The organism is Allobosea sp. TAF32 (assembly GCF_052113585.1).
Taxonomy (GTDB): Bacteria; Pseudomonadota; Alphaproteobacteria; order Rhizobiales; family Beijerinckiaceae; genus Allobosea.
The window spans coordinates 77,448-99,650 of record NZ_JBFRDM010000004.1 but is presented as its reverse complement, the minus strand read 5'-3'; the positions used below and the strand labels follow the sequence as shown (position 1 = coordinate 99,650).

At 63.0% G+C, this 22,203-nt stretch carries 17 protein-coding genes; 1 reads left to right on the top strand and 16 read right to left on the bottom strand.

The window, feature by feature from the left end:
• Window positions 1-3: 3 nt before the first annotated feature.
• Entirely contained in the window at window positions 4-3,138 is a 3,135-nt protein-coding gene (locus tag AB4Z16_RS10445; RefSeq protein ID WP_441511279.1) for a multidrug efflux RND transporter permease subunit, read from the top strand.
• 16 nt (window positions 3,139-3,154) lie between these two features.
• On the opposite strand, the gene AB4Z16_RS10440 is transcribed toward AB4Z16_RS10445, so the two are convergent.
• From AB4Z16_RS10440 to AB4Z16_RS10365, 16 genes are all read right to left on the bottom strand, one after another.
• A complete protein-coding gene (locus AB4Z16_RS10440) occupies window positions 3,155-4,333 on the bottom strand; it encodes a Gfo/Idh/MocA family protein (RefSeq protein ID WP_441511278.1) in 1,179 nt (392 codons plus the stop codon).
• 68 nt (window positions 4,334-4,401) lie between these two features.
• On the bottom strand, window positions 4,402-5,367 hold the full coding sequence (locus AB4Z16_RS10435) for a substrate-binding domain-containing protein (RefSeq protein WP_441511277.1): 966 nt from the start codon (window positions 5,365-5,367) through the stop codon (window positions 4,402-4,404).
• Between the two features lie 26 nt (window positions 5,368-5,393).
• Complete coding sequence (locus tag AB4Z16_RS10430) at window positions 5,394-6,410, bottom strand: ABC transporter permease (RefSeq protein WP_441511276.1); 1,017 nt, start codon at window positions 6,408-6,410, stop codon at window positions 5,394-5,396.
• The gene (locus AB4Z16_RS10425; RefSeq protein WP_441511275.1) at window positions 6,397-7,917 is read right to left on the bottom strand and encodes a sugar ABC transporter ATP-binding protein; all 1,521 of its coding nucleotides are present in this window, start codon (window positions 7,915-7,917) and stop codon (window positions 6,397-6,399) included. The genes AB4Z16_RS10430 and AB4Z16_RS10425 overlap by 14 nt, the downstream gene beginning before the upstream one ends.
• The gene (locus AB4Z16_RS10420; RefSeq protein WP_441511274.1) at window positions 7,914-9,110 is read right to left on the bottom strand and encodes an ROK family protein; all 1,197 of its coding nucleotides are present in this window, start codon (window positions 9,108-9,110) and stop codon (window positions 7,914-7,916) included. Before AB4Z16_RS10420 ends, AB4Z16_RS10425 begins: the two co-directional genes overlap by 4 nt.
• 444 nt (window positions 9,111-9,554) lie before the next feature.
• The gene (locus AB4Z16_RS10415; protein ID WP_441511273.1) at window positions 9,555-10,292 is read right to left on the bottom strand and encodes a LuxR C-terminal-related transcriptional regulator; all 738 of its coding nucleotides are present in this window, start codon (window positions 10,290-10,292) and stop codon (window positions 9,555-9,557) included.
• Between the two features lie 649 nt (window positions 10,293-10,941).
• On the bottom strand, window positions 10,942-11,133 hold the full coding sequence (locus tag AB4Z16_RS10410) for a hypothetical protein (protein WP_441511272.1): 192 nt from the start codon (window positions 11,131-11,133) through the stop codon (window positions 10,942-10,944).
• Entirely contained in the window at window positions 11,130-12,164 is a 1,035-nt protein-coding gene (locus AB4Z16_RS10405; RefSeq protein WP_441511271.1) for a glycosyltransferase family A protein, read from the bottom strand. Before AB4Z16_RS10405 ends, AB4Z16_RS10410 begins: the two co-directional genes overlap by 4 nt.
• A 470-nt stretch (window positions 12,165-12,634) precedes the next feature.
• Window positions 12,635-13,789: a CDP-glucose 4,6-dehydratase gene (gene rfbG, locus AB4Z16_RS10400; RefSeq protein WP_441511270.1), complete on the bottom strand. Its 1,155-nt coding sequence runs from the start codon at window positions 13,787-13,789 to the stop codon at window positions 12,635-12,637.
• A gap of 249 nt (window positions 13,790-14,038) precedes the next feature.
• Entirely contained in the window at window positions 14,039-14,608 is a 570-nt protein-coding gene (rfbC, locus tag AB4Z16_RS10395; RefSeq protein WP_441511269.1) for a dTDP-4-dehydrorhamnose 3,5-epimerase, read from the bottom strand.
• 183 nt (window positions 14,609-14,791) lie between these two features.
• Window positions 14,792-16,246, bottom strand: a complete 1,455-nt coding sequence (locus AB4Z16_RS10390; protein ID WP_441511268.1) for a lipopolysaccharide biosynthesis protein — start codon at window positions 16,244-16,246, stop codon at window positions 14,792-14,794.
• Between the two features lie 19 nt (window positions 16,247-16,265).
• Window positions 16,266-16,919, bottom strand: a complete 654-nt coding sequence (locus tag AB4Z16_RS10385; RefSeq protein WP_441511267.1) for a PIG-L deacetylase family protein — start codon at window positions 16,917-16,919, stop codon at window positions 16,266-16,268.
• A gap of 2 nt (window positions 16,920-16,921) precedes the next feature.
• A complete protein-coding gene (locus AB4Z16_RS10380; RefSeq protein ID WP_441511266.1) occupies window positions 16,922-17,797 on the bottom strand; it encodes a glycosyltransferase family protein in 876 nt (291 codons plus the stop codon).
• Between the two features lie 51 nt (window positions 17,798-17,848).
• A complete protein-coding gene (locus AB4Z16_RS10375; RefSeq protein WP_441511265.1) occupies window positions 17,849-19,417 on the bottom strand; it encodes a hypothetical protein in 1,569 nt (522 codons plus the stop codon).
• A 382-nt stretch (window positions 19,418-19,799) separates the two neighbouring features.
• Complete coding sequence (locus AB4Z16_RS10370) at window positions 19,800-21,158, bottom strand: O-antigen ligase family protein (RefSeq protein ID WP_441511264.1); 1,359 nt, start codon at window positions 21,156-21,158, stop codon at window positions 19,800-19,802.
• A complete protein-coding gene (locus tag AB4Z16_RS10365) occupies window positions 21,155-22,168 on the bottom strand; it encodes a glycosyltransferase family 2 protein (RefSeq protein ID WP_441511263.1) in 1,014 nt (337 codons plus the stop codon). Before AB4Z16_RS10365 ends, AB4Z16_RS10370 begins: the two co-directional genes overlap by 4 nt.
• Between the last annotated feature and the right edge of the window lie 35 nt (window positions 22,169-22,203).

Sequence of the window (22,203 nt, the reverse complement as noted above, 5' to 3'; positions counted from 1 at the left end):
ACGATGCCGAGCTTCTTCATCGACAGGCCGATCTTCGCCTGGGTCGTCGCGATCTTCATCATGCTCGGCGGGGTCATCACGATCCCGATGCTGCCGATCGCGCAGTATCCGAACGTCGCGCCGCCACAGATCACGATCAGCACAAACTATCCCGGCGCCTCGCCGGAGGACATCTACCAGAGCGTCACGCGACCGGTGGAAGAGGAGCTGAACGGCGTCCCCGGCCTGCTCTATTTCGAGTCCACATCGGAGGCGAATGGCCGCATCAACCTGACCGTCACCTTCGCGCCTGGCACCAAGATCGGCGAGGCGCAGGTCGAGGTGCAGAACCGGATCAGCCGCGTCGAGCCGCGCCTGCCGCGCTCGGTCGTGCAGCAGGGCCTGCGCGTCGAGCAGGCTGGCACGAGCTTCCTGCTGCTGGTGACGCTGACCTCGGAAGACGGCCGTGTCGATGCCGTCGGCCTCGGCGATTATCTCAGCCGCAACGTCCTCGGCGAGATTCGGCGCGTCTCCGGCGTCGGCAGCGCGACTTTGTTCGCGACCCAGCGCTCGATGCGCATCTGGATGGATGCGGAGAAGCTGCTCGGCCTGAAGCTGACGGCGAATGACGTCATCGCTGCCGTGCAGGCACAGAATGCGCAGGTCGCGGCCGGCCGCGTCGGCGCCCAGCCAAACCCGATCGGCACGCAGCTTTCGGCCACGGTTCTGGTCCGTGGCCAGCTCACCACGCCCGAGGAATTCGGGTCGATCGTGCTGCGCGCCAACACGGACGGCTCCTCCGTCCGGCTGCGCGATGTCGCGCGGGTCGAGGTCGGCGGCGAGTCCTACAATTTCTCCACCCGCCTAAACGGCCAGCCGAGCGCGGCCATCGGCGTGCAGCTCTCGCCGACCGGCAATGCACTGGCCACCGCGACGGCGGTACGCGCCAAGATGGACGAGCTCGCCCGCTTCTTTCCCGCCGGGCTCAAGCACGAGATCCCTTACGACACATCGCCGTTCGTGAAGGTCTCGATCGAGAAGGTGATGCACACGCTGCTCGAGGCGATGGTGCTCGTCTTCGTCGTGATGTTCCTGTTCCTGCAGAACTTCCGCTACACGGTGATCCCGACGCTGGTCGTGCCGGTGGCTCTGCTCGGCACCTGCGCCGTGATGTTCGCCGCCGGCTTCTCGATCAACGTGCTGACCATGTTCGCGATGGTGCTGGCGATCGGCATCCTCGTCGACGATGCCATCGTCGTGGTCGAGAATGTCGAGCGCATCATGGCCGAGGAAGGGCTGCCGCCGAAGGAGGCGACCCGCAAGGCGATGGGCCAGATCAGCGGCGCGATCATCGGCATCACGCTGGTGCTGACGGCTGTGTTCGTGCCGATGGCGTTCTTCCCCGGCGCGGTCGGCATCATCTACCAGCAGTTCAGCCTGACGATGGTGGTCTCGATCCTGTTCTCGGGCTTCCTGGCGCTGACACTGACGCCCGCACTCTGCGCCACCTTCCTGAAGCCGATCGCCAAGGGCGGTCATCACGAGAAGAAGGGCTTCTTCGGCTGGTTCAACCGTAGCTTCGATCGCGCGACCCATCGCTATGCCGGCGCCGTCGGCGCGATCACGCGCAAGCCCGGCCGCTACATGGTGATCTATCTCGCACTGCTCGCCGGCCTCGGCTGGGGCTTCCTGCGCCTGCCTTCGGCCTTCCTGCCGAACGAGGACCAGGGCTATCTGCTCGTCGACATCCAGGCCCCGCCGGAAGCCAGCGCCAATCGCACCCTCGAGGTTCTCCAGCAGGTCGAGAAGATCGTACTGGCCGAGCCCGCCGTCTCCCGCATGGTCGGCATCTCCGGATACAGCTTCGCCGGAGCCGGCGAGAACGCGGCGCTCGCCTTCATCACCCTGAAGGACTGGAGCGAGCGCGGCCCGAGTGATTCCGCCGCGGCGATCGCGCAGCGCATCAACGGCAAGATGTTCCAAATCAAGGACGCGCAGACTTTCGCGCTCTCGCCTCCGCCGATCTCGGGCCTCGGCAATTCGACCGGCTTCAGCTTCCGCCTGCAGGATCGCGGCGGCCTCGGCCAGGAGGCGCTGTCGGCGGCGCGTACGCAGTTGCTCAACGCCGCCACGCAGAGCCCCGTGCTGGCGGGAGTGCGCGTCGAGGGCCTGGCCGACGCGGCCCAGGTCAACCTGATCATCGACCGCGAGAAGGCGAACACTTTCGGCGTCGCCTTCGCCGACATCAACGCCACGATCTCGGCGAATCTCGGCTCCTCCTATGTCAACGACTTCCCGAATGCCGGCCGCATGCAGCGCGTGACCGTGCAGGCCGAGGCGAGTCAGCGCATGCAGGCGGCCGATCTCCTGCGCCTCAACGTCCGCAACGTGCATGGCGGCATGGTGCCCTTCTCCGCCTTCGCTACGGTCGAATGGCAGAAGGGCCCGACCCAGGTCGTCGGCTACAACGGCTATCCCGCCGTGCGCATCGCCGGGCAGGCGGCGCCGGGCTATTCGTCAGGTGCGGCGATCGCCGAGATGGAGCGGCTGGCGCGCGACCTGCCACAGGGTTTCGGCTATGAATGGACCGGCCAGTCGTTGCAGGAGATCCAGTCGGGATCGCAGGCGCCCTTCCTGATCGGGCTCAGCATCCTGTTCGTTTTCCTGCTGCTCGCGGCGCTCTATGAGAGCTGGTCGATCCCCATTGCAGTGATGATGGTGGTGCCGCTCGGCGTCATCGGCTCGGTCGCGGCGGTGACGCTCAGGGGCATGCCCAACGACGTCTACTTCATGGTCGGCCTGATCGCGATCATCGGCCTCTCGGCCAAGAACGCGATCCTGATCATCGAGTTCGCCAAGGATCTCCATGCCGAGGGCAAGCCGCTGCTGGAGGCGACTACCGAGGCCGCCCGGCTGCGCTTCCGCCCGATCCTGATGACCTCGCTCGCCTTCACCCTCGGTGTCGTGCCGCTGGCGATCGCTTCCGGCGCGAGCGCCGCGAGCCAGAACGCCATTGGCACCGGCGTGCTCGGGGGGATGATCTCGGCCACGATCCTCGCGGTCTTCCTCGTCCCGGCCTTCTTCGTCTTCGTGATGAAGCTGTTCAAGCCGAAGGAGCACTCCAAGCCGATGCCGCTGGAAGTCGCAGAGCAGAAATAAGAGCCGGGGCGGCTTTTCAGCCGCCCTTCGGCCCTTCCAGGCGCAGCCAGCAGTGCTCTGACGAAGAGGCGACGGCGCACTCGATGAAGCGGACGCCGCGGGCGCCATCGACCACGGTGGGGTAGTCGGCATCCAACGCATCGGCCACGCGGCCTGCCTGATGGGCGCGGATATCGGCGAAGATGCCGCGATAGATGTTGGCGAAGGCCTCGATGAAGCCTTCCGGGTGACCGGGCGGAATCCGCCCTGCCCGGCGCGCCGCTTCACACAGCCAGGGCGTGGCGCGCGTCAGGATCTGCGTCGGGCCGTCCTGGCGGTGGTGGACGAGCCGGTTCGGCTCCTCCTGCCGCCATTCCAGCGTTCCGAGCTCGCCCGAGACACGCAGCCGCAGGTCATTCTCGAGCCCGGCATTGATCTGCGAGGCGATAAGCACACCTCGCGCGCCTCCGGCGAAGCGCAGCAGGATACTCGCGTCATCATCCAGCGCGCGGCCGGGCACGAGCGCGCCGAGATCGGCGACGAGTTCCTCGATCGCCAGACCCGTGACGGCCGAGACGAGGTTTTCGGCATGCGAGCCGATATCGCCCAGCGCTCCGGCGATGCCGCTGCGGGCGGGATCGGTGCGCCACCCGGCCTGCTTGTTGCCGGTCTTCTCCAGCGCGCTGGCGAGCCAGCCCTGATTGTACTCGACCACGACCTTGCGGACGGCGCCGAGCGCGCCCGAGCGCACCATCTCGCGCGCCTGCCTGATCATCGGGTAGCCGGTGTAATTGTAGGTCACGCCGAAGACCGTGCCGACCGCCTCGACCGTCTCGACCAACGCATCGGCCTGGGCGCTGGTATGAACCAACGGCTTGTCGCAGACGACGTTGAAGCCGGCCTCTGCAAAAGCGTGCGCAATCGGGAAATGGCTGTCGGTCGGCGTGACGATGACGACGGCATCGACACGGGCCTCCAGCGGGCGCTCCAACTCCGCTTCGAGCAGCGCCTGCCAGCTTGGATGGTTGTTCATATCGCTCAGGCCGAGCGCACGCCCGGAGGCCAGGGCCTTCTCCGGCGTCGAGGACAACGCACCGGCCGTCAGCTCCGCCTCTCCGTCGAGGGCGATGGCATGGCGGTGCACGGCGCCGATGAAGGCGCCGTGACCGCCGCCGACCATGGCGTAGCGCAGCCGGGGGGGGAATGCGTCGGTCATCGGCCTGTCCATGCGTGAATCTGGCGGCCGCTCCGCGGACGGAGCGGCCGGGAAGAGCCCTCAGCGCCTCAGAACGGCGAGTCGGGGAAGTAGAAGTCCTTGGCGTTGCTCTTGTCGATCAGCACCGAGGGGATGATCGTGGTCGCCGGCAGCTTCTCGCCCTTCAGCCGCGCCTCGGCCGTCAGCTTGATCGCGTCGTAGATGAATTTCGGCGAATAGCTGACATTGGCCTGGATGCGCGGGTCCTTGTTGTCGAGGATGACCTTGACCATGTCCTTGGCGCCGGCACCGCCGAAGATCACCTTGATATCCTTGCGGTTAGCCTGGTCGATGGCGCGGATCGCGCCGAACGCCATGTCGTCATCCGCCGCCCAGAAGGCGTCGATGTCCTTGAAGCGCGTCAGGAAGTCCTGCGTGACCTTGTAGGCGTCGTCGCGGTTCCAGTTGGCGAACTTGGCATCGAGCAGCTTGATGTCGGGGTTGTTCTTCAACACGCTGTTGAAGGCGTCCATGCGCTCGGTGTCGAGCGTGGTCGGGATGCCGCGAAGCGCGACGACCGTGCCCTTCCCGTTCAGCGTCTTGGCGATGTACTCGGCCGGGATCTTGCCGAAGGCGGTGTTGTCACCCGCGACATAGGCGTCCTGGGCGGAGGTATCGGTGAGGCCGCGGTCGACCACCGTCACATAGGCGCCCTTCGCCTTCACATTGGCGACCGGCCGGGTCAGCGCCGCCGACTCGAAGGGGAAGACGACGAGCGCGTTGATCTTGTTGACCGTGCTGAGATCCTGGAGCTGGTTGGCCTGCTCGGTCGCGTTGGCCGCCGTGCGGATCGTGATCTTGAGGTCCTTGTGCTTGGCCTCGAGATCCTTCTTCGCCTGGTTTGCCCAGTAGTTGATGCCGCCCATGAAGCTGTGCGTCGCGGCGGGAATGGAAACGCCGAGATTGACGGGCTCGGCGGCGGCACTCGTCGCCGCGAAGGCGAGGCCCGCTGCGGTAGCGGCGAGCAAGAGGCTGCGTCTGGTCTGCATGGACATCGCTTCTCTCCCTGTGTGGCCAACCTTCAGCGGCGGCCTTTCTGCAAAAACGCGACAGTGATGATGACGAAGCCCTGCACGGCAGCGTTGAGATAGACGCTGATCAGGCTCGTCAGATTGAGAATATTGCCGATCACCGAGAGCAGGATCGCGCCGACGACCGTGCCGGTGATGCTGCCCTGTCCGCCCTTCAGCGCGGCACCGCCGACGATAACGGAAGCGATCGCCTCCAGTTCCCAGAGCAGGCCCGTGGTCGGTGATGCCGAGCCTAGACGCGGCACGTAGAGCAGCGTGGCGATACCGACGCAGATACCGAGCAGCATGTAGGTGAGGATCTTGACCCGCTCGACATCGACAGCCGCATAGCGGGCAACGGTCTCGTTGGAGCCGATCGCCTGGACATGGCGGCCATAGACCGTCTTGTTCAGGATCAGCGCCCCGACCACGGCGACCAGCAGGAAGACGATGACGGGGACGGGCACGCCGGCCAGGCTGCCGTAATAGACCGGGGCGTAGATGTCGGCGAGGCTGTTCTCCAGCGTCAGCGCGCCGCCATCGGCGAAATAGGTCAGATATGCGCGGAAGATGCCGAGCGTGCCGAGCGTGACGATGAAGGGCTCGATGCGGCCCTTGGCGATCAGCACGCCATGAATCAGGCCGAAGACGGCTCCGAGCAGCACCGCGAGCATCGCCCCGCAGAGGACCGCGAGCACAGGCGATCCCAGCGCGCCCGCCGCCCAGTTGATGAACATGATGACGCAGCCAGCGATCAGCGCCGCCATCGAGCCAACCGACAGGTCGATGCCCCCGAGGATGATGACGAAGCACATGCCCACCGCGATGATGCCGATAAAGGCGGTGCGGGTGAGCACGTTCAAGCCATTGTCGAGCGTGGCGAAGTCGCCGTTGAGCAGCGCACCCAGACCGCAGAGCAGGATCAGGCCGACGATCGGGCCAATGCTGGCGATGCGCTCGGCGAGTGGGGTTCCCGCCTCCCGGCGCGCTGCCGCCGGCCCGGCCTGCAAGGTCTCAGGCTGCGACATGGCGCGCTCCCGTTGCATAGGCGATCATGGTCTCTTCGGTGAGTTCGTCGCCACCCACCACCGTCACGAGCCGGCCCTCGCGCATGATCGCGACGCGATGGGCTAGCCCGATCAACTCGATCAGCTCGGACGAGATGACGATGACGGCAAGTCCCTGGGCCGCCAGCCTCTGGATCAGGAAATAGATTTCGCGCTTGGCGCCGACATCGACGCCGCGCGTCGGCTCGTCCAGCACCAGCACCTTCGGCTGCGGATGCAGCACCTTGGCGAGCGCCAGCTTCTGCTGGTTGCCGCCGGAAAGGGAGGCGGCGCGAGCCTCCAGCGAGCCAGCGCGGATGCCGAACTCGGCGACGGCGCCCTTCAGCGCGTCACGCTCGGCGCCCTGATCGAGCCAGGGCCGGGAATAGCGTTCCAGCGCCATCAGCGTCAGGTTGGGGCCTAGCGGCAAGGCGGTGTGCAGCCCCTTTCCCTTGCGGTCCTCGCTCAGATAGGTGAGCCCGTTGCGAGCGGCGTCGCGCGGCGAGCGCAGCGCGACCGGCTTGCCGCCGAGCCGGATCGCGCCACTGCCCGGCCTCAGGCCCATGAGGCCTTCGAACAGCTCGGTGCGGCCGGCGCCGACCAGCCCGGCGAAGCCGAGGATCTCGCCCGGCCGCACGGCAAAGGAAATATCCTGCGCCCAGCCCGGGACCGTGAAGCCCGCGACCTGCAGCGCCGGAGCTGCCGCCGCCTCCGGCTCTACCTTGTCGGGGAAGAGATCGGCGATCTCGCGGCCGACCATCATCGTCGCCATGTCGTGGCGGGTGAGCGAGGCAGTGGACGCGCGGCCGACCAGCCGGCCGTCCCGCATCACCACCACTTCGTCGGTAATGCGCTCGACCTCGTCGAGCTTGTGCGAGATGTAGACGATGGTGACGCCCTGCGCCTTCATCCGCTCGATCAACCCGAAAAGGCGCGCCACTTCCGAGGGCGTCAGCGTCGCGGTCGGCTCATCCATGATGAGGAAGCGCGCCTTGCGCGACAGGGCCTTGGCGATCTCGACAAGCTGCTTCTCGGCAACGATCAGGCGACGCACCGGCTCGTCCGGATCGCGGGCGAGGCCGACCTCCGAGAGCGCCGCCTGTGCTTCGCGGTGCATGGCGCGTTCGTCGAGGAACCAGCGCTTGCGGCGCTCATGCCCGAGGAAGATGTTGCCGGCGATCGTCAGATCCTCGGCGAGGTTGAATTCCTGATGGATCAGCACGATGCCGCGCGCCTCGGCGTCGCGGGAGCCGGAGAAGGAAACGGGCTCGCCATCGATCAGCACCCGGCCTTCGCTCGGCTGCTCATAGCCCGCGAGGATCTTCATAAGGGTGGACTTGCCGGCGCCGTTCTCGCCGAGCAGCCCGCAGACGCGGCCGGGCTCGAGGACAAAGGAGACGCCATGCAGGACCTGGACCGACCCAAAACGCTTCACGATCCCGTCGAAAGCGACGGAGAGGCCCGCTCGCTTCTGCGGCGCTTCGCTCATGCCGGGCTCCCGCTGCGCAAGGCTTCGCGCATGGCGAGCACGCCCGCGCCGATCAGGCCCGTCTCGGAGCCGAGCGGCGCGGCGGTGATCTCGAGATGGCGGGTCGAGAGGGCGAGCGAACGCTGGTTCACGCTCTGCCGGATCGCGGCAAGGAACATCGGGCCGATGGCCGCGACGCCACCGCCGATGAAGATGTGGGACGGGTTGTAGAAATTGACGAGCGCCGCCAGCACCTGCCCGATCAGCCGGCCGGAACGACGCACGATCGCATCGGCCTCGGCATCGCCGGCACGGGACGCCGCGCCGACATCGACCGCCTCCACCCTGCCCATCTCGGCGAGCTTCGCGGCGAGCGCCGGGCTGCGCCCGCTCTTGGCCGCCTCCATCGCCATCGCAACGATGGCGGGCGCAGCCGCCATGGCCTCGACGCAGCCGCGATTGCCGCAGCGGCACAAAGGCCCCTCCGGATCGGCGCAGATATGACCGATGTCGCCGGCCGAGCCGGTGGCGCCGCGATAGAGCTCGCCATGGCAGACGATGCCGCAGCCGATGCCGGTGCCAACCTTGATCACCAGGAAATTGTCGATCTGCTTGCGCTGCCGCCAGAGCACGCCGAGCGCCATGAGATTCACGTCGTTGTCGACGAAGACGGGGGCAGCGGTGATTTCGCGCAGATCGTCGCGGATGGCGTAGCTGTCCCAGCCGGGCATGAGCGGCGGATTGACGAGCTGGCCGATGGCGAAGTTGACCGGGCCGGGCACGCCGATGCCGATGGCGAGGACGCGGTCCGGCGCGATGCCGTTCTGCGCGAGCATCGCCGGCAGCAGGCTGCGCAGCCGAGCCATGATCGGGCCGGGCCCGGCGCCGACATCGGCTTCCTGGGAATGGCGCGCGATGATCGAAAGGTCCGGCTGAAGCAGCGCCACGTCGAGGCTGGTCGCGCCGATATCGACGCCGACGAGGACGCCGATGCGGCCATTGACCCGCAGCGTCTCGGGGCGGCGCCCGCCGGTCGAATGCTGAAACCCGGCTTCGTCGAGCAAGCCCTGATCGAGCAGCCCCGCCGCCAGCGCATTGGTCTTGCTGCGCGAGAATTGCAGAGCATCGGCCAAAGCATAGCGCGCAACGCCGCCCGACCAGAAGGTCGCTTCGAGCAGCGCGAGCTCGTCCGGGCTCAACCTGTGCCAGGGCAAGGCGATGGCCGTCCTCCCTATCCATTCGATCTTGTCGCGACCGATTACCGAACAGGCTAGGAAAGCCGCCGCGGAGGCTCAAGACCGAACTTCGGCTAGATTTCGGCCGAAGTGCAATCAAAGCCGCTTATGACTTGCGAATTTGCGACGATCCGCCCGAGCAGATCGCAACCGGCGCGGCAGCGTGCAGGCGACAGCCTCTCGAGAGAGCCGACGACGCGGCCCGCAACTCCGTCGCGATCGCCGCCGGTTCGAACGCCTGGCGTCCGGGCTGGGGATGAGATCACACGCCTGACAGAACGGGCATCGGCGACCTCCTGCGCACTGCGCAGGCAAACTCCTGCCGACGAAGGGCCGCGCGGCCGGCAATCTGCGTCGGCCAGATCTCCGTTCATGCGCCTTCGGTCCATCAGAAGGCCGCTACCCAAGACCTAGCGGACTCCGTCAGACTTGATAAACGCTGGCGGCGGACTTCATGAGCGCTTTGTCCGCATCGGTGGAAGAGAACTGGGAGTTGTTGTTCGCCGGCTGCAGCTGCAATGCGTTGTTCATTCCCCAGATCGCAGCCTGCGTTCGGTTCTGAACCCGGATCTTGCGCAGAATGGCTTTGACGTGAACCTTTACCGTCGCCTCGGCGATATCGATCTTTCGCGCGATGGACTTGTTGGCGTCCCCTTCGATCAGACAACGCAAGATCGCCATTTCCCGCGGAGAAAGCAGCGGCGCGCCCGCACTCTCAGGCGGAGAGCATGACGCAACCTGTTCATCGTCGTTGGGAACGGGGACGGCTTTAGGGCGGCGATTTTTTTTGGCCGAGGAGGCCGCCGATGACGGGAATGCAGGCGGGAACACTGTCTCACCCAGCATCACCAGCTCGATCGACTTGACGAAGGAATCGCAGGAAATGACGTTGGCGAGGTAACCGCTTGCCCCAGCCTTGAACGCCAAAGCTGGCTCGTTAGGCTCATAGTGATCCGTCACCACGGCGATCGGCACGTTCGGGTGCTGGTCCTTTACCAGCTCGATTTCCGCCACTGCGAGATCGAAATCATCGCTGGTATGGGCGATGAGAAACATGTGCCTCTGGGCTCGAAGCTTGCTCGCCAATTGCTCTTCATAGGATGACGCAGAAAGAATGCGAAAATTCTTCTCTAGAAGAACCCGGGCGATGCCTTCTTTCATCAGGGAGTATTTTCCAATGAGGACGATACCATACGCTTTACTCTCCCTCATTAGCCCCTCCTGAATCATCAGGAAAACTCATATCCCCTCGAGATAGGCCAGGCGCCGTCTTTAACCGTCATCATCAATATTCGTCGACAGATAGCATAAGGCTTTACTTGCAAATATCAGGTTCGACGATATTCGGCCAACAGATACTTGCGCAACGCACTCTCGCTGCGGTCGATATTTGATCGGCCCTATATTTGCCTTGAATCGTCAGGGAATTTTTCAGCCACTGAAATGCCCGTAACGAATTAGTCATCAGCTCGACGTGGAGTCGAACGGTCGGCATCGGCAGAGATCATTGATAGCTAAAATTCACACGACCGGCAAGCCAATTAGCAAATCATTTACCATTGCCCCAAGACTTCGCACCGACTCTGCCCTTGCGTCACGTCGCACCGAACCTTGATTATCGGCTTGTTTTTTATCGATTAAATTCCACAGCACCCATGGGTTAACCTAAAATGCAGACGACATTCTGAGCATGTGCCAAGAGCTCCGCCTCTTGCCCGATAGCTGTGTGCCGCACCGAGGCAGATTCCCGAAAGCTCAGCCTACCATCCCCACAAGAACAGCGCTGCTGGGTGCGATCAAAGTCGGCTCTTCAAGCCTGGAACATGGCCGCCACCCCAACATGCCGGCCATCGGCAATCTCGCAAACGACCCTGTGAGAATTCCCAACACTCCGCCCGTTGGAAATTCCATGAAATTGCTCCGGGCGTCGTTCGCACTCGACTTTCTCGACCGAAGCGAGCTTCGAGCCAAATTGAAGCAAACCCTTGAGGTCGAGCGTCATCCACCTTTCGATGTCGCGCGCGCACCTCTCAGCATATAGTGCAAGCGAATTCGCCCGCTCAGCATCTGGAATGTCTCTTTCGGGTTCAAGATCAGATCGAATGCTTTTGCCACAATTCCCATGGACAGCTTGCGCCCGTCGAACTGATATCCGAGATCACGCAGGCGCTCGGCGTGATAATCCCAGAATTTCCTATCCTTGAATTTGAACGCACTGGCGGACAAATACGAATAGTATTGGTCCAGCAGCTCCCCGATACGCTCCTCGCGTTCGCGTCTGGTCAGGTACCAGTCGCCATATTCCTGGCAGTCGCTGATCTCTGCCGAGACATAGGCATTGAATTCGAGAGAGGAGGTCGTTGCTCTGCGATAATGAATTCGTTCGTACGCGAGAACCTGATGCACGAAACCGAAATCCGCATATCGCAGATGCTTAAGGCAGGCGCTGATATCTGCTTCCTGAGTCGGGTTGGGAAAGAACGCTTCAGTATTCCGCACCAGATCCGAGCGATATAGAACCGATGTCGGGTTTCCAAACACTCTCTGCGTCCCGAGGAGGTAAGAACGACAAATGTCTCGACCCGAAATAACGGTCTTCGAATACGGCAATCCGAGATTCCGGACGTACCATATGTCCCGGCCGCCACTCAGTTGATACGCACCGACAATACCGACATTCGGGTTCTCCTCAGCGAGACCCACCATTTTTTCCAGGCATTCCGGGTAGATCCAATCCTCTCCCAGAACCATCTTGCAATACTTACTTTTCTCTGAAATCAATTCAAAAGCTTTATTATATCCCGCAATACCTTGTTGCATATCTTTGTTTTTATAAATTTTAACGCGATTGTCTCGCCGACTATATTCGTCAGCAACACGCAAACTATCTTCATCCGCTGAATTACTCAGAATAATGTACTCAAAATCATTATAAGTCTGCGAAATGACACTCTCGATGCACTCCCGAAAGAATTCACCGCCATCCCCCAACGGCGTCACAACGCTTACAAACGGACGATGTTTATTTTTCATATTGCATGACCTCTTGGAGGCATTCTATTATATCGGATCGAATCCATTTTTACTTTATTAGACATAAGACAACCCGTCAGAAAAAGACGCTCTAAACCGAACGTCGCGACTGCCCGTACGAGCCAAGACTTCGTCCATGCCGGTATCAGGTGATCCGCCGCGCGCCTTAGCTCCTCCGCATCGCCGCGAAGGCGAAGCGCCGCGCATCAGCACGCACAGGATCAGTGCGTCGCAACTCCTCCGCATGCCGTTCGAAAATTCGCGTTGGCGTGGCTGCGGATGGGCTGACGCCGGCTCATGGCCTGACCACATCGTATTCCCGCCATCGTGCGAATTCCTGTCACGGATAACCGGCGCCATGCCTTCGTCCCAGAGGCCGCCCGCCGGACCGCGGCCGGCCATTCCGTTTTCAAGCACGATGACGTTTGGCATGGATGCACGTCCTTTGGGTGCCGCGCTCCTTTACGAGGTCAACCTTTGGCCATCGGAAGCAAAGGCATCGGCGCAGCTGGTTTGGGCCGCGTTCTGGCCGCGTCCTGCGCGGCATAGTCCTGAAGCAGATATTCGTAGCGCTCGATCTGTCGGCGCGTAAGGGATTGGAGATCCTGCCCTCCTTGAAAGGCGTGATACCATTCGACGGTCCAGGCCAGGCCCTGATCGAGCTGGAGGACCGGATGCCAGTCGAGAGCCGCCCTCGCCTTGGCGGTATCAAGACGCAGCAGCTTCGCTTCTGCGGGATGAGCCGTCGCGTCGAGCGTCCAGGAGGCGCCGTCGCCCCATAGCTTCACGAGCTTTTCGACGATCCAGGAAACCGGCTTGGCATCCGTCTCCACCGGCCCGAAATTCCATCCCGATGCGTAGCGGGCTCCGTCCTCGGCGAGCCTCTCGCACAGCAGCAGGTAGCCGTGGAGCGGCATCATGACGAACTGCCAGGGCCTGATCGCCGAGGGGCTGCGAATGCGGCAGGGCCGGCGCCCCAGGAAAGCCCGGACCAGATCCGGGATGAGCTGATTGGCGGTCCAGTCACCGCCTCCGATGGCATTTCCCGAGCGAACGCTCGCCAACGCGACGCCGTGCTTGGACAAGGTTTCCGGCGAGAAATAGGAGTCGCGATAAGCGCTGTTCACCAGCTCGGCACAGCCCTTGGAATTGGAATACGGGTCGTGACCACCCATCGGATCACTTTCGCGATAGCCCCAGACCCATTCCTGATTCTCGTAGCATTTGTCGCTGGTTACGTTGACCACGACGCAGGGGCGCTTGAGCTGGCGCACCGCCTCCAGCAGATGGACAGTGCCCATGACGTTCGTCCCATAGACCTCGACCGGCTCTTCATAGCCGCTGCGAACCACCGACTGGGCGGCCATGTGGATGACCACGTCGGGCCTGCATTCGGCGAGCGCCAACTTGAGGTGAGCGAAATCCCGGACATCGCCGCGGATCGAGCGCACGCATTCGCCGACCCTCGCCTGCTCGAAGAGGTTCAGCTCGGACGGCGGCTCGAGCGCGTAGCCGGTGACCTCCGCCCCGAGCGCATCCAGCCACAATGACAGCCAACTGCCGGTGAAGCCCGTGTGTCCGGTGACGAACACTTTGCGGTTCTGCCAGAAAGAACGATTCAGCATGGCTGATCTAGCTCCAGACTGATCACGTCATCGTCTATTCTGAAGCGCCTCAGGGCCCACGGACGTGCTCGGCTGCGCTACAGCTCCTTAGATCACGAGGCTGCCTCGACGCAGACGCGGCGCCTCGAAGCCTGCACCATCCCGATCGGCCGCCGCAGTTGCTGTTCGCACCACGTCACGCCGCAGCGACGTCCTGCCGGCGCAGTGACATCGTCGAACGAGGCCATCCGAAAAAACCCGCAACATCCGTCACACGGTCAGATAGGGGGTAGAGGCGACATGGCCGAGCACATGTGCTGCCGGCGGCCAGTCGCGGTCCTGCTCAGAAATCTCGGTTACGTCCAAGGGCCACACGATGCCGAAGACCGGATCGTCAAAGCGCACGCCCCTGACAGCCGTCGGCGCATAGAAGGCCGATGTCATGTAGTGCATCTCGGTATCCGCCTCGAGGGTCTGGTATCCATGCGCGCAACCCTCGGGTAGGTAGAGCATGCGCCCGTTGTCGCAGCTCAGCACCACGCCGTGCCAGGCGCCGTAACTCGGCGAATCCGGCCGCAGATCCAGGACCACGTCGAACATCGCGCCCCGCGTGCAGCGCACCAGCTTGGCCTCGCTGGCCGGCGCTTCCTGGAAGTGCATTCCGCGAACCGTCCCGCGTTTCGTGCTGCGCCCCATATTCGCCTGGACAGGCTCGAACGCGATCCCCTGATCGGCGAATTCCTTGAGACACCAAGCGCGCATGAAACGCCCGCGGATATCGGCATGCGGAGCGGGTTCGATTACCATCGCCCCATCGACGCTTGTCTTCGCGAAGTGCATGCGCCACCTCTAAATTTCTGCCCCCTGTACATCAACAATGCCCGTCATATTTCCGGAGTTCCGGCACAAGACTGTACTCGAATATGAATTTCCTTTTTGAACCGGGGGATTTCGCGACCTCGCCTGCTTGGCATATCGGCTGCCGTGGTAGCGAGCGCCGGGCCCGCGGGAGTAGCAGCTGCGTCAGATGGGAGACGTAGCTCCCGCGTTGCGAAAGAGATCAAGATGCAGTGCCTTCTCACCTGCGATGAGAAGCAGTGCCGCGACATAGGTTGCGCCAAACGAGCCCAGATCCAGCGCAAGACGCGACAGCGGCGACAACGCCGGCGCGGCGAGCGCATGCACCACATAAGCGATCATTCCCGCGACCAGGCTCGCAGCCAGCGGTCTCGCCAGTGTCCCGACAAACTCACGGTATCGAACCCCGGTATCACGCAGCGCCCAAATGGTCACCGGGATCACCTTGAGCACCATGACGGCGGAATAGGCCATTGCGACACCGCGTGGGCCGTAAGGAAGCCCGATCAGCACGCCCGTGATCATAAGTGAGACGGAGAACAGCCCGATATACACCCCGCGCTTGACCATGCCGAGCGCATTGAGCAGCCAGCCGAGCGGATTGGAAATTGCAAAGACCAGGATCGTCGGAGCAAGGATCCTGAATATTTCGGCAGCGCTCGCCCATTTCGGCCCCAAGACCACCACGATCAGATCGTTGGCGAAGAGCGTGCAGACGACCGTCAGGGGCAAGGTCAACGTCACCACCAGCGAATAGGCCTTCAGGAAGAAGCGCCGGAAGCGGTTGAGATCGCTCTTGGTCCGCGACAGCGCAGCAAAAGCCACCTCCCCGATGGTGGTGCTCAGACTCTCGGTCGGAAAATTGATCAGATAGAAACTGCGACCATAAAGCCCGGCGGCTTCGGTGCCCCAGACGCGGCCAAGCAGAAGCTTGTCGATATTGTTCGTGACATAGGAGAGGAAACCGGTCAGCGTCGTGCCGATGCCGAACCGCAGTATCGAACGCAGGCCGGCCGCGCCCCGCGGGCGGCCTGGAATCCAGCGTGTCGATAGCCACAAGCCGATGGTCGTGACGAGCGGCAGCGTGATGGTCATCGACACGATCGCCCAATAGCCGTAGCCGGTCCTGGCCATCTCGATCGACACGGCGGTCGCGATCAGCAAAGCGCAGATATCGACCTTCGCCGAGGTCCCGAACGACATCCGCCGCTGCAGCATCACGCCATGCTGGATGCCCGCGGCGGTGATGACGAAGGTGAAGGCGATCACGTCCATGATCGCGAGAAGGCGCGGCTCGCCGTAAAACGCGCTGACCAGGGGGGAGGCTGCGAGGGTAATCAGCGTGAGCAAGGTGCCGGATGCCATGTTCAGCCAGAACAGTGACGAGGACTCTTCTTCGCTCAACTCGTCGCGCTGAATGGCGGCCTGAAACAAACCGAAGCAACCGACCATATTGAGTACACCGGTGAAGGCTGTCACCATGGTGACCAGGCCATAGTCTTCCGGCGTCAGCAGTCTCCCCAGAATCATGAGCGACGGGATGCGGATCATGAAGCCGAGCCCGCGCGCGCCGACATTGATCAGCCCGGCGCGCGCAGTTCTGTTCTTTAAGTCCTGCATCTTGTTCTCGAGTGCCGGTTCAGAGCATCAACTTTCGGGCATAGAATGCCTCGGCATATCCACTGGGCGCGTTGCACTCGATTCCGCGCAGCCGCATCAGTGCCATGAAGGTCGAGCGGTCAAACCAATGCTTGTTGCTCTGGGATTTAAAGGTATTGAGGATCAAATCGACTTTCTTTTCGCAGACATCGTCTGAAAGAGCATTGAAGACGATCGGCTGCCCGAGATCGCCGTCATACTTCGGAATCTCGTATTCCAGGATCAGGTGACTGCGAAACGTGTTCCAAGTCAGCTCGGCGATCAGCCGGTGATCCTGATGGGAGTCGTGACGGTTGTGCGTGAAGATGATGTCCGGAGACACTTCTCGCTTGAGCTCTTCGAAGACGTTCTTGATGTCGGCTCCGACGAAAGGCATGTAGCCATCCTGAAAATCCTTCAGGATGACCCGCTTCATGCGGGCGGGGTCGACGAATTGTCGCGCTCCGCTTTCCGCTTCCGATGCGCGAACCCCGTTCGCGCTAAAGACAACCCAATGGAACACGGCGTCCGGGCGCTCCGCTGCGAGCTGCAGCACTGTTCCGCCGCAACCGATCTCAATGTCGTCGGAGTGACAGCCCAGGCACAGGACCTGCAAAGGGGCAGCGCCGCCGCCATCCGGCTTCAGGCGAAGCATGATCACCCCACCTGCATCATCGTGGGAGCCGCTTGCGGCATCGTGGGGGCCGCTTGCGGTACCGCGGGAGCGACCGGCGTCGTCGCGGGGCATGAGACGGCGGCGCAGTCCTTCCACACCTTCCACGGTGGATTGGTGTCATTGAGTTCCTCAAGGCGCTGCTTGTCCTTGAAGGTGTCCATGCACTGCCAGAAGCCGGTACATTTATGCGCCAACAAGGCTTGTTGCTGGATCAGCCGCGCGAAAGGCTCCCGCACCAGTTCGTCGCCGGGATTGATGTAGTCGAAGATCTCGTTCCGGAAGACGAAGAAACCACCATTGATCCAGATATCGGAGTGACTCAGCGCCGACACCTCGGCAACCTTGCTGTCCGGCGTCGTCCTGACGATATCGAAGCTCGCCGTCGGCTGCACGAGAAGCAGGGAGCCAACTGCGCTGCTCTGCCGCATCTCCTCGATCATCGTCGGAAGGTGCAGATCGCTGAGACCGTCGCCGTAGTTCGCGAGGAAATACTCGTCGCCACGCAGATAGGGCTGCACGGCCTTCAGTCGTTCGCCGATCGTCGCGTGCAGGCCGGTCTCCACGAAGGTGATCGTCCAGTCGTCGCTGTCGCGGTTGATGAAGTCGATCTTCTGGCCGCCACGGGACCAGACGAAGTCGTTCGAGATCGACTCGTCATACTTCAGGAAGTAATCCTTGATGGCATAACCCTTGTGGCCCAGGCAGAGGATAAAGTCCTTATGGCCGAAATGGGCATAATACTTCATCAGATGCCAGAGAATGGGGCGAGAGCCGATTTGCACCATGGGCTTAGGCACATCATCAACATAGCCCCGGAGCCGCATGCCGGCACCACCGCAAAAGAGCACGACCTTCATGATACTCTCCTTCCGTAAATGCCCGCGGACCGCGGCTCGGCTTTTCTTGTCTCAGGAAGCGGTCTCGACCTTCATTTCTTCAGGCCGTCTGTATCCATAACGTTTCATCGCCGCTTCATCGGCCATGTTGAGCACCGTGCCGATGAATTTAGGCCGGGCCTGACCAGTGGATTGAAAAGCCTGCCGGACAAGCTCGGATTCCGTGGCTCCCCATTTCACGACGAGCAGGAAGCCATCCAGGGACTGAGCAGCCGCCCGCACCTCGGGACCTGCCACGAGCGATGGCATATCGACGATCACCAGGTCATAGGAGCCTTCGGCCGCTCTCAGGATCTCGTCCAGCAGATCGCGCCGCATCGGACGGAGCCTTCCCTCGGGCCGTTCGGCCAGCGGGAGGACATGCAGCCCGGCCTGCGCCTTGACGCTGTGGCCAAGCGCTTCGGTCTGATCTGCTCCAGGACCGAGCGGAGAGCGCGAGAGGCTCGCAACCCAACGCGAGACCGAGGGGTTTTCCGGTACGGCATCGATCAGCAGGACACGCTTTCCCGAGGCTGCCGCCATCTTCGCCAGGCCGATGGCAAGCGTCGTTGCCCCCTCGCCCGCCAAAGTCGACGTCACGCCGATCGTCCGCAGCCCCCGCAGGGAGGTGCCCTGCAACGTAGCAGCCACGCGTCGCAAGACCTGGGCTTCGGATGCGAACAGATGCCGGGCGGCGGCGTCCTCCCCCGATGAACCCAGGCTCGGGAAGCGCGGCACCATGCCCAGGCACTCCAGGTCGAGGACATATTCCATCTGTTGCGCGCTGCGGACCGTATCGTTGATCACGTCGAGCAGGATGGCGGCGGCCGCGGCGGCGCAGAGGCCAAACAACGCCGCGGCAACGAGGATCAATATCGCCGGCGGTCCGTCTGCCTTAACCGGCGGCTCGGCTTCCGAAACCACCTGAGCGCTCGGGCCGAGGTTCTGATAGAGCTCGCGTAGCGTAGGCGCCTTCGACGAGGCCGCATCCGATGCCCGTCCGCGCTCCTGCAGATAGACACGGATCACGCTGTTGACGATGCGCGCAGCCTTCTCGGGGTCAGAGGCTTTGAAACTCACCGTGATCATATGGCTCGTTCCGACCTGACGAACGCCGAGTTTGCTGTTGATCGCTTTCAGCGTCGCGCTATAGGCGGGCCCGTTCTGCGCCGCTTCCGAGGAAGCCTGCGCGGCATCGCCCTTTTGCGGCCCCGACGGGGCCCGGCCATCGGCGGCGAATTCTGGGTCCTGGGTCAGTTGCAGCGCGTCAATCACCTGGGTCAGCACATTGCCGGAGCGAAGAAGCTCCATCTGGTTCTGAACCATCGGAAGATCCGCCCGGCCCGGCAGGACCGCCATATCGGGGCCCGTGAGGACCTGTCTGATGTAGACGAGCAACTGGCTGGAAGCGGTGTATGTCGTCGAACGGGATCCGACATAGATGCCGGCGATCGCCAGACATAGAAGCGCACCGATACCGAGAAGTCGTTTGCGGCTCCGGAGGCTGCCCAGGCCGAACGACGGCCGCGGCCGTCTGTCGATCCGGTAGCCGGCTCCTTCAGCACTCTCTACGACCGGTGGATGGCTGCTCTTGTCCAGCATGGGGCTCAATCAAAAAGAGGGCCGCGATTCCTACGCCCGGCGCGGCCTGACAAACTTGCGGATGAGGAGAAGCACCCTGCCGGCGCGGTCGCGTCGTGATACGACGATAACGTCAGCGCCTGACCTTCCCCCCACCCGGCGCCGTCCGCCTGCAGTGGCATTCACAGAGCAAACGCTGGAGGATCAGCCTCCGTTCCTGCGGTGGAGCTTCAAAGCCGCATCGACAGCACCTGACGACGGGGAGAGAGGCGAGGAAACGGCGGGACGAGCCGACCCCGTCCGGACCTGCTGAAGCCGGCGGCCAGAGCGCGATCGTTGGGCAGCGAAGTCGGCTGGCAGCTTTCGTTGCGACACGGCCGGCCACGCGAGCGCCTGCTCGGCGCTACATGATCATCCGGCGATTTCTATTGGGCGCCGCCGCAAGCATTTCCTCCCGGCGTATCCAGGCACACATCGTACCCATGATAAACCAGAAGTACCAATTGAACGACAGATAGAAGTGCATGTTGTCCGAATAGGACTCAAGCACATAGGCAACGAGAAGGCACAACATCACCAGAAGTCCTGGCGGATCGCGCGGCATCGCCCTCACCAGGCGATAGGCCACCCAACCAATCAGCCAAGCGAACGCAAGAAGACCAAGCAGCCCCAGTTCGAAGCTCATCTGCAGATAGAAGTTGTGGCCGTCGATGCCTTGAGGGCCGATCAGCGGAAAGAAGCTCGGCGTCGCCGGCTTGAACGACTCCAGGCCGTGCCCGAGAAGCGGCCGCTCCAGCGCCTGCGGAATCGCGGATTCCCACAGCGCTTGCCGCCAGACGTATGAGTTCAGCCGGTTGCTTTCGTTGAGTTGGTCGAAGTTGTCGACCTCCGTTGCAGCCGTGATGTCCGTCAACCGATCCATCAGGCTGGGATTTGCGATGAACAGTACCGGAACCAGGAGAAAGCCGGCGAGAAACCGGCGGTCGATCTTGAGCGCGTAAACCAGAAACATCAGGCCGCACGCGCCCCAGGCGCTGCGCGTTTTGGTGAGCATCAGAAATGCTGTCAGGAGCGGGATGTAGAGCGTGACCAGCATGTAGATGCGCGGTGTCACGCGAATGATCCGCGATGCTCTGACATAGAGCGCCAGCCCCAGCACCAGCACGAGATAGAAGGCATAGATGTTCGGATGCGAGAACGTGCTCTGCAGACGGAACTCGGCAAAATCGGAGAGACCGCGTGCAATATCGACAAACGCGTAAAGCGTGGGCGGGATGGACGATCCGATTACCACAAGGACGAACTGGGAGACATCGCGGACCGACCGCAAGATGAAGAACGGAATCGCGAAAAACGCCCAGTAGGTTAGCAGCACGAAAGCAATCCGCGCCGCAGCGGTGAAGTCCGGCGCGTAAAATGTCGAGCCGAAGGCGATCAGCAGGAACGGTCCCCATAGCGCCAAGACGGCAAACGGCGCCCTCATCGGCTCCCGCGCGAGAAAGACGACTGAAAGCGCGATCACGAGCACATTGAAGAGGGCGCCCACGCCCATCGACGAGCCGCCGGCGTCTCCCGTCAGCAGATTGAAGATCGGGTCGGACGAGGCCCGGATCAGCAGGACGCCGAACACCGTGGCGCGCAGCAGGCTCCAGATCGCCTCACTATTGGCCGCTCGCACAGAGGTGGTCGGCGAGACGCGATCCGCGTCGCCCTGAAGCGCACCGCCCGGGACAGCGCCGACCATGCGGAGTGTCGGTTTCATGCTTCCCGCTCCCTGGCCCCGATCCAAGCTCGAGGATGCTGCGTGCTCACCTGGCTGGCATCGCGGATCGGTTGCAGCCAGAGTTCGACCTCCTGACGCCAGGAGATGGGGACCGCGGCCGCGGCGCGCGCCTGACCGAGCCGATCCGTCATCTGCGGCGCTATCAGCGCGGCGGCGACGCGCGGCAGTTCCCGCCATTTGCCGTGCCTGAACGCGAGCGCCGCGAAAATGGTAGCGGCGCGCCACCGCGCGCCACCGCGCAGAAGCTGCCTGGCGAGATAGCGTTCATGCCCCGCCTCGTCCGAGCTGACGCTGTAGGCCGCCGCCAGTGCCGCGTACCGCTCGGCGATGACCAGACGCCCCGCCCGCATGGGATTGATGTTCATCGACAGCGATTGCCGGCCCAGGCGATAGGCAATCAGGGGCCGGTCAACGGCCGCCAGCGGCGAATGCCGCGCCAGCCTGATCCAGAGATCCCAATCCTCGGAGCCCCGCAGCGCAGTGTCGAAGCCTCCGACCTCCCGGACAAGGTCGCGTTCGGCGATCACCGTCGATCCCGTCGGGATCCGATTGCTTTCGAGCAGAGCTGCCAGCACATCGCCCCCCTCGACGTGATGATGACCGATGACGCCCAGGTTCTCGTCGACGACCGCGACACCCGTACACCCCCACCGCGCCGAACCCGCGCGCAAGGCGCCTAGCTGTTTAGCCAGCTTGTCCGGCGCCCATAGATCGTCATCGTCGCAGAATGCCACCCAGCGCCCCGCGGCGCGCGCAAGACCGGCGTTCCGCGCGCCCGATATGAAGCGCGGCTGTTCATGATGCACGACCGCAACGCGCGGATCCGTAGCCGCGAGGCGATCGAGCCACGGCCGCGTGTCGTCGGTCGAACCATCGTTGACCACAACGAGTTCGATTGAAACGCTGTGCTGGCGCAGGACGGAATGGACTGCCTGGGGCAGCATGTGCCGACGATTATGCGTTGGAACGATGACGGTGACGTCAACCACTCAGGCGCTCCTCTTTCCTCTCGTGGCCCATCACC